9 protein-coding genes are annotated in these 12,619 nt (G+C 45.8%); 1 reads left to right on the top strand and 8 read right to left on the bottom strand.

Features of this window, described 5'->3' with window-relative positions:
- Positions 1 to 1,815, bottom strand: coding sequence for an FAD-dependent oxidoreductase (locus ASL11_RS30685; protein ID WP_327205124.1), 1,815 nt, complete (start codon positions 1,813 to 1,815; stop codon positions 1 to 3).
- 146 nt (positions 1,816 to 1,961) lie between these two features.
- On the opposite strand from ASL11_RS30685, the gene ASL11_RS30680 reads away from it, so the two are divergent.
- Positions 1,962 to 2,594 (top strand): DUF2306 domain-containing protein, encoded by a 633-nt coding sequence (locus tag ASL11_RS30680; protein WP_056623393.1) that lies wholly within the window; start codon positions 1,962 to 1,964, stop codon positions 2,592 to 2,594.
- 60 nt (positions 2,595 to 2,654) lie between these two features.
- Here ASL11_RS30680 and ASL11_RS30675 read toward each other — a convergent pair whose 3' ends face one another.
- From ASL11_RS30675 to ASL11_RS30645, 7 genes are all read right to left on the bottom strand, one after another.
- Positions 2,655 to 4,688: a Na+/H+ antiporter gene (locus ASL11_RS30675; RefSeq protein ID WP_056623390.1), complete on the bottom strand. Its 2,034-nt coding sequence runs from the start codon at positions 4,686 to 4,688 to the stop codon at positions 2,655 to 2,657.
- A 138-nt stretch (positions 4,689 to 4,826) separates the two neighbouring features.
- Positions 4,827 to 6,047, bottom strand: a complete 1,221-nt coding sequence (locus ASL11_RS30670; RefSeq protein ID WP_056623387.1) for an ABC transporter permease — start codon at positions 6,045 to 6,047, stop codon at positions 4,827 to 4,829.
- A gap of 17 nt (positions 6,048 to 6,064) precedes the next feature.
- Positions 6,065 to 6,778 carry an ABC transporter ATP-binding protein gene (locus tag ASL11_RS30665; protein ID WP_056623385.1) on the bottom strand — a complete coding sequence of 238 codons (714 nt, stop codon included), beginning with the start codon at positions 6,776 to 6,778 and terminating at the stop codon, positions 6,065 to 6,067.
- Positions 6,779 to 7,715: 937 nt separating this feature from the next.
- Complete coding sequence (locus tag ASL11_RS30660; protein WP_056623382.1) at positions 7,716 to 7,967, bottom strand: hypothetical protein; 252 nt, start codon at positions 7,965 to 7,967, stop codon at positions 7,716 to 7,718.
- An 83-nt stretch (positions 7,968 to 8,050) separates the two neighbouring features.
- The gene (locus tag ASL11_RS30655; protein WP_056623380.1) at positions 8,051 to 9,391 is read right to left on the bottom strand and encodes a glycoside hydrolase; all 1,341 of its coding nucleotides are present in this window, start codon (positions 9,389 to 9,391) and stop codon (positions 8,051 to 8,053) included.
- 175 nt (positions 9,392 to 9,566) lie between these two features.
- On the bottom strand, positions 9,567 to 10,655 hold the full coding sequence (locus ASL11_RS30650; protein WP_056623377.1) for a response regulator: 1,089 nt from the start codon (positions 10,653 to 10,655) through the stop codon (positions 9,567 to 9,569).
- An 18-nt stretch (positions 10,656 to 10,673) separates the two neighbouring features.
- Positions 10,674 to 12,473, bottom strand: a complete 1,800-nt coding sequence (locus ASL11_RS30645) for a cache domain-containing sensor histidine kinase (RefSeq protein WP_056623374.1) — start codon at positions 12,471 to 12,473, stop codon at positions 10,674 to 10,676.
- Between the last annotated feature and the right edge of the window lie 146 nt (positions 12,474 to 12,619).

The following is a 12,619-nucleotide window of genomic DNA, read 5'->3' as shown; positions in this document are numbered from 1 at the left end:
TTACTCGTTGATATCCCATGAAAAAATGTGCACGTGCTTTGTGCCCCATGTACGTAAAGGGGTAACGCGTATGGCTTTCGTTTCGATATCGACTTTCAGTTTCCGCAGTCTTTGATAATTATTGGTGACCGTTAGCAGTTCCATCCAACTGCCGTCACTATTCAGGAATTCCACTTTAAACTCCTTCACCATGCTTGCTGGTACGTGCCATTTGTTATTATTTAGCGGGTAGCTATTGGGCATATTTCTTATGATCCGGTTCAAATTGCTGTCAAAAACAAACCGTAATTCACGTATGTGTTGAGGCTGATCAAAGCTATAGGCAATCCAATCCCCTACCGCTCCCGTCCATCCGTTATCCGTATCACCAAGAGATCTGTCAAAACCGTTCCTAAGTGCTTCAGCCTCTCCGTTTGACGCGTTAATATAGGCCTTCTGCGTTAATATAGAGAGCTTTCTCTGGTGCCACGGCAGATAGCAATCATCATCCATCAGCATCTGCTGCAATTGTCTGATTTGATGGTGGTAAATTCCCCTTGGCGTCAGTTTTTCCTTGACCGCAATCGCAGCGGCTGTGCCAATAGCCTGCCCCAACATGGAACAGGTTCCCATCACTCGCGTTGAACTTAAAGCAGCATGTGTTGCGCTGAGGTTCCTTCCTGCGAAAAATAAGTTATCAATGTTTCTGGAATACAAGCTTCGATAAGGAATGCCATAGGGAGAGGGAGCGCGATGGTAAATGGTAGGATGACCGCCTTTGTAATAAAAACCCTCAGGGAAGTGATCATCCATGCTCCATCCGCCATAGGCCACCAGGTCATCAAATTTCCCTTCTGCTTCAATATCATTTTGCGTAAGAATGTGATCACCTATATAACGGCGGCTCTCCCGTTTGCCGGGCAGGAACCCAATCCAGTCGATGAACCAGTTCTCTACGCCATGATCTCCCTGGTTTTTCATATGATCCCAGACACCGAATACGACTTTCAAAAGCTCATCCCGAATTTCTTCCGTATCATGAATGGAGTCCCGATCGCCTCCCAGCTCAATCCACCAGAAATTGGTCCGTTTATCGTGCGGGCGATGCGGAAGGTCCTCATCACTTGTAAACGTATGTGCCCATGTCGGTGGGATGAATGGCTGAGGTTTATCGGTTTCGCGAATTTGAAATAGACAGCTTAATCCCATCGTTTTGTCATCGACAATTTCAGGCTCGATAGATTCGTTGAATTCACTTGCCGCTTCTCTGCCAATCCGATATTCAGCGCCAGTTAGTGGGGCTAGAATGCCATCTCCTGAACAATCTGCAAAATAGGTAGCTTCCACGGTATGCCAGGTTTCGGTTGTTAGTTGCCAGCCCTTTACAGACTTGATCGTATTCCCTACCATTTCTGCCCCTGTACAGCTGCAATTTAGCAAGAGGGTAATATTCTCTTCAAAGCGTACTTTTTCGTAAAGCACACTATCCCATATCGAAAAGTTTGGCGTGTTATTTCTGTATAGATTCTCCAGTTCGATCTCTTCAAGCAGTCCGGATTCACGATTGTTCTTGCCGTGGGCACCGCCGATATTCATCCTAATTTCAGATGAGGCATTTCCGCCTAGAACCGGTCTATCCTGGATGAGTACAACCTTGCTCCCATGTCTTGCAGCTGCTATAGCCGCACACATGCCCGTCATTCCTCCGCCAATGATGCATAAATCTGTATGATGACTTCTATCTTTCATCCTTATCTTTCCTCCAATTGCTTGTTCAAAAGTAGAAACCTTATCTCCATTATCACCTGCAAGCTTCTCATAAAATAAGGAATAGATTTACTCATCATCAGTAACAAATTTATTGATTTCAGCAGTGTTGCTCACACACTTTAGATTCTTTTAAGAAATAAATAAGCACCTGTTTAGATCTACAATTTACAATAGGAGAGGAGTGAGTCAATTAACGGGGGCTATAACCATATATGAGTAAAAAGCTAGGAATAATCTCGATTATCATCATTATGGCGGTTGCGATCGTGGCGATATTCCCTTATGTCACGTTAAATCCAGCGAACAGTCGCGTTACGCTTGATCCGAATTTCTCGTTGCACTACATGGTGCTGACGAGTCATATTTCACTTGCTTTGGTTGCGCTGGTTAGCGGCTTGTTCCAATTCCATGCACGCTTTCGCACCAACTATCCTTCCTGGCATCGAGCGCTCGGACGCATCTATGTCTTCAGCATCATGCTTAGCGGATGTCTAGGTCTTGTCTTAAGCTTCTACGCAGAAAACTTCACGAAAGCCATGGCGTTCCTGGTCTTAAGTGTGCTTTGGCTGATCACTACGTGGAATGGTTTTCGCTTTGCGGTCAAAGGTCAGCACGCCCAGCATCGGATCTGGATGATTCGAAGTTATGCCGTCACACTCGTTGCCGTATCTGCCAGGGTAATCGTGCCGATCTGTATTCTCCTCTACCTGGCTATGCACGGCTTCCATCTTCCTGAAGGTGGGCGAGCCCAGATGGTTGCAGAGATTCTCAACATCAACGTATGGTTTGGTTTGATCATTAATCTTGTTGTCGTGGAATGGTATTTGCTTCGACCGATAAAATGAGAAAAAGGGCTTTCCACCTAGTGACTAGAGGAAAGCCCTTTTCTATTAGACGTATCTATGCTACTTCTCGCCATTGTCCAAAATAAGCATTTCCTCATAATTGATCGCCTGCAATAATCCAAGAACAGTTCCGCTTGAAATTTGATTAGCCTCTTCCAACTCTTGGATCCCATCCCGCTTCATCTGTACGCTTCGCAATTGAACAATCTTCAGTTGATGTAGGAATTCAGCTTCCGAATGCGCGCTTAACCACTTACCGTCGTGTTTCTGACTGCGAGCGTAGTGTTGGATAACGAGCAGCGATTCTAACTGATGCTTCGACGACTTCTCGTTGCGAATTGCCGTAACCGCTGCCTCTTGCAGCTGCTTCTCAATCGATTGCAGCTCTTCAAACATCTCTGTGACGGACCTAAATCTCTCTGGAAGCCCTTCTCTTCGGTGCTGCTGAATCTTGCGGTTCATCAAGCTCAGCTTTAATCTAACCCAGAGATACTGCAGCCTTGCAAGAAAGAACGATTCCGACTGCGGCTGATGCAATAAAGTAAATACAGACTGCAATTGCGGTGAAATTACACCTTGCGAAATCAACTCAGCAAGCCTTGCGGCTTCGGCTGTTCGCCCAATTTGTTGAAGTTTACGAATGTAAGACCCCGATACTTTGACCGTCCCATAACAGTCCATCCGAATTTGCTCTTCTAGCTGTTGAACAACGGCGAGAGTAGCATCGTAGTTATCCTCATTTTTCTCCGATTTGAGTGCTTGAATCGTTTTCTTAGCCAGCAGAATACTTGCTTCTTTCAACGACAATGCTGCTTGGTCGGAGGTTGCCGCGGTGACTGACTTTCCAATAAACGGCATTGCGAATGTTGCAGCTAACATGCTGATCAAGATTACACTTGCCGAAATAAACAAAATCGTATGGCGCAGAGGGAAGGGCGTCCCATCAGATAATTCAAAAGGGATCGACAACGCTGTTGCTAACGTGATCGTACCGTGGACACCGCAAAAACTAGCCGCAAGAGCAAAGCTCCTTCTGCTCGTATATGTATTTGGCGTTGTCGTCTTTTGATTTGAAGGAACGAATTCGTCATGGAAAAGATAAACCCAGATGTACCTAGCTGCAAATAACGCCGCGTAGATCGCAACCGCTAATCCAAGCTCCTTCAAGATAGAACCCTCACCACTATGCACTAATCCTGTTATGACCTCTGGCAGCAATAAGCCTAGCAAGGCAAATACGAGTCCATTCAAAATGAAACTAAGCACTGACCATGTATTGGTCGAGATGATGTGTAGTTTGGTCGTTGTTTGCTGTAACCGATCACGCTCTAACCCGTGCACAATCCCCGCAACGACGACGGCTAAGATCCCTGAAACATGGATTTCCTCAGCAACCAAATAGATCACGAACGGTGTCAGTAACTGAATGGTGACGAGCGAGTTAACTTCTTCCAGCCCTTTTCTTCTCAAAAATAGCCTGAAATTAACCAAGACTGCACCTAGTACGAGCCCAACGATAATGCCACCTATGGCGACAAGCAGAAATTCCCATGCTGCTGATCGGACCGAGAAAACGCCTGTCATTACAACGCCCAAAGCTACTTTAAATGAAACAAGACCTGCCGCATCGTTAAGCAACGACTCCCCCTCTAGGATCGGCATTAAACCTTTAGGGAAAGTCCTCCCCCTTGTCATCGACTTTACAGCTACGGCATCTGTTGGGGACATGACGGCTGCTAGAGCGAATGCGACGGGTAGCGGCATCGCGGGTATCAGATAATGAATAAAATATCCAATACCTATGACGGTAATAACGACAAGCCATAACGCCATAAGCAAAATAGGCTTGCGGTACTCCAGCAATTCTTTGCGTGAGATGACACGGCCATCTCCAAATAAAATGGGTGCAATGAGACAGACCATAAAGGCTTCTGGTTCAAAATCGAAATCCGTAGGAACGAATGGCAGCCATGACACCAAAGCTCCTAAACCAATTAAGTAAAAGGGCAACGGGATTCGGGGATAGCGCTTATTGAGCAGTGTAGCTGTTACGATTACTGCTGCCACAATGAATAAAGGCAACAAAAGTTCCATCAAAACTTGCCTCTCTTTCATTTCCTTGTAGAGGGAATTATTGGGTAGCATCCGCTATAATCCCTTGTTCTATTCCAAGAGAAAAGGAGCAGCCAAAACATCCTGACTCCCCCTTGATTCCCTTGCATAAAAACCTACTCAATACCAACTTGTAAACACCGAAGAAGTTCCATACGTTAGCGGCACCGTTGCGCCCATCATCACAACTGGCCCCCACCAAGTATGCAGCGAGATGCCCGTCACTAGGCTAATGACCATCATTGCTGGCAGCACTAAGATTGGGATCGCCGTCTGAATTGCTTGGTGTTTCATTGGATCTTTAATCGGGAATAGGGACAGGAATGGTGCCGTCAGTTCATCTTTGCAAAATGATTTGCGCCAGAAGACCAGCAAGACAGCCGCAACAATCCAGACGAGGATTTTAATTGCACCTGGCAGAATAAACAGAGCTCCGCTGATGACAACTACAAACTGAATGGATTGCCGCCATTGCAGACCATTTCGGAAATACGATTTCACTAATAGCTCAGCAATACCTGTACCAGCACCCTTTCCTTTGAGCAACCGCTGCGATCTGCTGAACAGAAGCGGATATCTGCGGGTTGGTTTTCTTTTGCGCTCCATCACACGGATTAACATGAGAGAAACGATCCGCATCCGAGCATCACGTTCGCGCGCTACATCCGCGAAGAAGGTGCCTTTTTCACGCAGCCGCGTCCGAGTCAGCAACAGGAAAGTTCCGGCCAGTAACAAGATGACTAGCCAACTGTACAGAAATTGATCCCTGATCTCCACAACTAACCATTGGAATACGAAAACGCCTACTGCAAAAATCACAATACGCAGCAACCATAGCAGGAAGCGTTGAAAGCGAAGCGCTAGCAATTGTCGAATGAGGCCGATGTTTAGCTTCACCACGTAGGTAAGCAGCCATAAACACACGACCTGCGCGATGCTAAACGAATAAACAGGTACTAATAGTGGTAGGAAAAGAAGCGTAACTAGCAACGACGTAACCCCTTGCAGCACCACCGAATACCGATAGCCGAGATGCATGAGATGTCGAAACCAACCTTCATTTTGCCGGAGAAACAACTGATCTCCTTCTTCAACAAAGTAACGCAACGTGCCAAGCCATGTGAAAATGTAAAAAAGGGTAGCCACCGTATGTATGGATATCCCGCTTAACCAGGCAGGAGGCGTCATGTACCACGCATAATAGTGATAGCCCGCCACGATCAGCAGAGGAATGACGAAATAAATGGCAATGACCCAATCGACGGCCATGCGCAAGGCTCGATATTGAAATTTCAAATCTGAGCGTACTCTGCGTGTAAATACCTGGAAACTGCTATTCAACCCACTCTCGCCCCCTCTCATAGTAAGGAATGGAAGCAGTCGAATAGAGTAGCATCCGGCATGTCGCATTGTTTTTGAATATCTTGCAGGGTACCGTTCGCAACCAATCTGCCACCCGAAAGCAGCACAAATGAACTGCAAATCCGCTCCGCTGTATCTAACACATGAGTACTCATTAGAATTCCTGCCCCACGCTGCCGTTCCTCTTCCAGCATCCCCAAGAAATCCTTGATCGCCTTCGGATCTAGCCCAATGAAGGGCTCGTCCACGATATACACATCAGGTTTATTCAAAAAACCAAGAATGAGCATGATCTTCTGCTGCATCCCTTTGGAAAATTTCCCAGGCAATTGATGCTTCTCATCTAATAGGCGGAACCGATGCAAGAGATCATCAGCACGCTCTAAGAACACGGTGCGGTCTAACTCATATACCGATGCCGCGAACTCCATGTGCTCCCACAACGTCAATTCATCATACAGAATGGGATGCTCTGGAATATAGGCGTAGCTCTTATTTTCACCCATGAAGGAGATTTTGCCTTTAAAATCCTTCAACAAACCGAGTAGGCTCTTGATTGTCGTGCTTTTGCCGGCACCGTTCGGACCTAACAATCCCACGAGCTCCCCTTGCCTCACTGTAAAATGAATCCCCTTAATAATATCCGGCACCTCATCGTAGCCGGCCTGTTCAATGTACACATCTAAAACCGCTAATTGTTCATCTGGCATTCCGCGACTTCCCTTCCATCCTAATCATGCAACCTATTCACATTGCTTTGCCATCATCGTATCATGAAAGTTTACCCAAAGTATGAAGTTTAGATAAAAACGAGAAAAAACCTTTAAGCGCGGTCACCCTTAGATGAGCGTCCGCGTTAAAAGTTGTCTAACACACATGGAGCTTATACGTATTGAAACCTAACATGAAATGACTAGTACCATCTCAAAGCAACAGGCAGACATTGGATAAACAAAACAAGGTTCTTCATGTGTTTCATCATCGTATTCACCCTTTCAAAAAGACAGAAAACGCCTATCCTGTGGTAGGATAGGCGCCATTGCCTCGAATATTAGTTGCACATCGTCGTGCGGTTAATTAGAGTATACATGTTGATTTATGAGGTGTCAAGTATCATTACACAGGAGATTATAACCTTCTATGATTTGTTGATAATCATAATTTAATGTCATGTAATATGACATATCCACACAACTTCCATTTCCCGCTCTTGCACGGCCTGCGCGCTGCATGGATTTCACGGACTTCACGGACTTCACAGACTTCCACCACCATCCGTCGGTTACACGTTGTCCACACTCTCACTCACCGAACCACTTGTTCACCTTTCGCTGACAACTAACTGGATAACCCACATCTTTTTTTGTAATTCAACCAAAATAAGTAATTAAATGTAAAATGCACAGCTAATTTAGCCAAATTCCTTCCTTTCAATCATTATGAGCTCAATTAGCTGTAGGAAATCCAGTTATTCCTCATAAATGCGAAAATCAGCTGTAATTACCTGCAGAAAATACAGTTAATTCATCATAGTAGCTACTAGAACAAGTTGAGCCAGAATCGGCGGTGGCTGTATTGGGACTGGTATGGGGATGATGAGGATGTTACGGAAATCAAATTACATGTGACCGATGCTTCATTCCCGCTCTAGAGCATCGCATCTCGCTGAACGTCGCTCATCTCCTGAACGCTGTAGCTATTGATGACCGCCGCCGCAAAGGTTACACGATTGTTTCGGAAATAGTGATATAACAGACGAGCCTCAGGACACTCTTCGTCATATCGGGGAAAGTTCAAAAAATCATCCGCCGTCCAACCTTCCCCACGCAGGCTCTCAATGGACTCTGCAATTTTGCTAGGAATGACGGGTTTGAATACAGTTGTCGCCTCTGTTGTCATCGCCACACGCCACCTTTCACTTGAATCTATCATTCTAGTAAAAGGATACCCACATCTAGCAGTGGTTAAACGTCACTTATCACTTAATACTCAACATAACTCGTCACGGACTTGCCCGGCAGCGTAACCGTAATAGCACCGCCAGTCACAGCCATATCCGTCAATTTGGCCAGATCCTCTGTGGCGTTGGTGCGTCTTCCGGACACATTAGCCAATGTCAGACCGCTAATCGTCGTCGTAATCGCTGACGTGCTATTATTGATCAGCACAACAGACGCGCGCCCCGTCCCATTCTTCCCTCCAATAGTAACAAGATTGCTGTCGCTCGAGGATGCCAGAATGCGGGTATCATCCGGACGTAAGTAACGGCTGAATTGCCCCATGATATAAAGTCTTTTATTCACTGTGTACGAATTATTGGCCCCTAGATTTATGAGCCCCTCTCCTGAGGTGCTTGCTGCCGGATTGACCGCCCACCAGTAAAGCCAGCCTCTCTCGCCTCGCTTCAAATCGGCGGCAATCATATTCGCCCACTTCAACCCATCCGTGATGCTCGGATCATTGGCGGTTTGGAAATTGCTAACCTCCGTCGCGATCAGCGGTTTACCATAATGATTCACATCGACATACGTACTGTAATCGTGTACCGAGACAAAATCCAGTTTCGCCCGTGTCGTTGCACTGAATCCGTTCATATAGTTGTTGGAAGCGGTTCGATTCGAGCCCTCTGGCGCACCAACCAACACGCCTTGATTTAAGCTGTGAACCGCATCAGCAACCTTCGCAGATACTTGATCCAGTTCACTATTCGTATACTGCGTCGACGCATAAGGCGTCGCTAAATCGGGTTCATTTTGCACGCTGACCCATTTAATATTAAATCCGAATACATTCCGATACTGATTCACATACGTCTTCATGTAATTGGCGAAATTGTCATATTGCGAGGTGCTCAGATGCCCGCCGTTATTCGGTGATCCATTCGTTTTCATCCAGCCAGGGGGACTCCAAGGCACCGCATAGAACTGATTCATCCCGCGATTTTCCGCCTCTTGGGCGAACCATCTTTGATGCAGATCTGTGTTCCAATCCGTCACACCTGAAGAAGGCATGAACGTCGTTTGCACAGCATCCTGCGCAGCCGTATAGGGATTGATCTCCATCCTGACGATCGACAACCCTGCGTTAGAGGCATCCGTGCGGAACAGTTTATCTAGAATTTGCCCTTGCGTTGTTGCATTGTAATTCGTTTTCAACTCATTCACCGGGTGATTAGCTGCGGCACCGAATCCCCAAATCGTTTGGTACGTCGTGTCTTTGTAGAGCGTCACCGTACTTGCTGCCAATGCTGGAGGAGCCACGCTCACCAACATCGAAATCGCTAACCCAATAACACCATAAACCTTCTTTCTGCGTGAAATCATTCTGCATTCACCTCTTCACTCAAATTTGGCCCAAGTTCAACCTCCCTAAATTTATACTGAAATCGCTTTCAACACACTGAGGTAAAAAGGCTTTTTACTGCACGATTGCGATGCAAATGCGGCAAAGTACTTGCTCTATGCCCGATTCGTGCTTACTCTTTGCCTACTCCTCACCTTAATCCCCTTTAAACCGTTCCTTATATTCCATCGGGTTCAAGCCATGATATTGTTTGAAGATACGCGAGAAGTGAATGCTGTTTTCGTACCCAACTTGTAGGGCAATCTCGTAGCTCTTCAAGGAAGAAGTGAGCAACAAGTCCCGTGCTTTGCGCATTCTAACGTTGACGCAATACGTCCAGATCGTCATCCCTGCCTGCTCTTTAAAAAGCTTCGCTAAGTACGAACGACTCATCGCCACATGATCCGCTAGCTCTTGTAAACCCCAATTCTCCGCATAATGCTCTTCGATATACCGTTTGACTTGGTCGACGACGCTCTCTTTCTGCAGGTTCTTCGCCTTGCGTGCGCGATCCATCAGAATATTAGCCGCTTGTTCAAGCCTTCTCACTGCACATAATCGGAAATACTGCCGCACATCGGAGTGCTTCAGGCTATGCTCACCAAGCTCGACGTCCTCACCTTCCTCATACTTCACGTGGATGTCCTGCTTCTTCAACTCCTCGATGACAAGTGATGTCCATGCCATAGACAGCTCATTTAGAATCTCATAACGCCCTTCCACCCACGACTCCAACATCGCCAAGGTATCTACGATAATCAGCGGCTGCCCGTGTAAATAGACGGACAACACCATCTCCAGCCAGCTGTCCAGCATCGGCTTATAGACGGGCAGCTTGTGCAGCAGAAGCTGATTCGCCTCATTACGCCGGCTGCTGCGGATGCGTGCGCTGGCCTTCTGGACAGCCTCTTGCAATAGGCTGCTATCCATCGGCTTCAGGACATAATCGACGGCGCCAAGCTCAATACTCTTTTTGGCATATTGGAAATCATCATAGCTTGAAATCACAATACAGATCATCCAAGGATACAATTGATTAATCTCTTTCATTAATTGCAGCCCATCTACGAGCGGCATCCGAACATCCGTCATACAAATGTCTGCGTAATTACCCTGGAGCCAATCCAGCGCTTTTTTGCCATTCGGGAGCGTTCCGGATACTGTAACTCCTTCCATTTCAGACACTTGGATAGCCAAACTCTCCCGAATCAAATCTTCGTCGTCTACGATGATTAGTCTATTCATCCGCCTGTGCTCCCCTCTCTACGTATCCAAACTACCTTGCAATGGCAATAAGACTTCAACAACCGCTCCCCCAGAAATGGGATCATTAAAGAACGTAATCTTAGCTTCTCCCGCATAAAACATATGCAAACGGTAAACCAAATTCGATAGACCTACTTGTTTGTGCCGGTACTGATGGACGTGTGAATCCGCTTGCTCCTGCGTTAATCGGACTAACGTCTCCGCCGAGAATCCAGGTCCGTTATCAGCAACCGTGAGAAGCAGCTTGTCCCCCTTATCCCCCTGCACGACTTCCCCGCGAATATGGATATGTACGGATTCCCCCGTCGTTTCTCTTCCATGTTTAATACTGTTTTCCACCAGCGGCTGCAGAAGTGCTTTCGTACAGATCGCCTGCAAATGCTCCTCAGGTACCTCAATGCTATACGTGACTTCATCTTTGAATCTGACTTTCATAATGGTCAAATAATTCTCCAAGTGCTTGATCTCTTCTTTGAGAATCACTTTCATATTCTTGAAATCCGACGTGTAGCGCAGCATATTGGAGAGATTAACAGCTACATGACCAATATGCGATTGCTTCGCAATGACAGCCATGGAATTGATCGTTTCGAGCGTGTTATATAAAAAATGCGAATTAATTTGCGACTGAAGCGCGGAAATCACAGCCCGATGCTGCAAAACGCGCGTCTCCGCGTGATCATGAATGGATTGCTCCAAATGACCAAGCAGATTATTAAAGGATATACTCAAATCAGCGACCTCATCGACTCCCTCTACCTCAGCCCGCAAATGGAAGGAGCTCGTCAATTGCATCGCTTTCATCATTTTACGCAAACCTAGAATCCGTCTTGTAATGGAAGAAGCTGCAAAATAGGTGAGCAAAACCGAAATAATCAACGCAGATATCGCAATAACAATCGTGACGTTTCTCGTGTAGTTAATGCTTTGGGCAATTTCTTGATAGGGGAGAATCGCAATAATTTTCCAACCTGTCATCTGAATCGTTTGAAAAATGATGAGCTCTTTTCCCGTTTTGTCGAAAACAGAACCCTCCTGCTGATCTTTCACCGCTTGCACAATATGGTCATCCATATGCCCCATCACCTCTGCGGAATGAGAATGATGAATAATCGTACCGGTTTGATCCATAACGAAAGCTGAGCCCGTGCTCGCAATATTAATTTGAGACATGACACTCTGAGACGGCTTCAGTGAAATATCGATTTTCAAATAACCATTACTCAACTGCTTAAAAAGGGTCAACACGGGGATCTTCATTTTCTGATTCGCTGCATCAATGTAATTCTCGGAAATGCCGGTTATAAATTTGACCTTCTCATAATTGCCGCTTTGGGCGAAATAAGGTTCATTCTTGATCGAGTATTTTAAGGGAAGGGCGTACGTATTGACGAAATGCTGCTCATTCCCGTTAGGGTTATACAAAGAGACGGACAATACCTCTGGATATTGCAAAAATAGGCGATTCAAATAGTTATCCTTGATTCTTTCGTACGTACGAATGAGTTCAGAAGATACATTTGGGGAAGAGACTCGCATCCAATCTCGAACTTCGAGACTGTTGCTCAGCATAAGAAAGGCTAACTCATACTCTGAGTAATATCGATTTAAGTTCATGTTAGCTTGCCTGAGAACTTGCATACTCAGATGATCAATATCTTTACGGACGGAACTCTTCGTCTGGATATAACTAGAAATACCAATTGTTGAAACTGTAAAAATCAGAATGGTGACAATGATGGAGATGAGCCTCCATTTCAGGGAACGTTTCAGGCTCTTGACCATATAGTTAATCAAATTGATCTCCCCTTGTAAACAGACGATGATATGCCTAAAGTGTCGTAGTTAAATAATATGCCCAATTTCGATCGTGAGCAATGAGGTAAGCGTTTTATTCACTGCAGGAATCGTACTTTTTTGTTTAAAATACGACAAAAACCGCA

Source organism: Paenibacillus sp. Soil750 (genome assembly GCF_001428045.1).
Taxonomy (GTDB): Bacteria; Bacillota; Bacilli; order Paenibacillales; family NBRC-103111; genus Paenibacillus_E; species Paenibacillus_E allorhizoplanae.
Note: the sequence above shows the minus strand (reverse complement) of the source record. Positions and strands in the feature narration are given on the sequence as shown.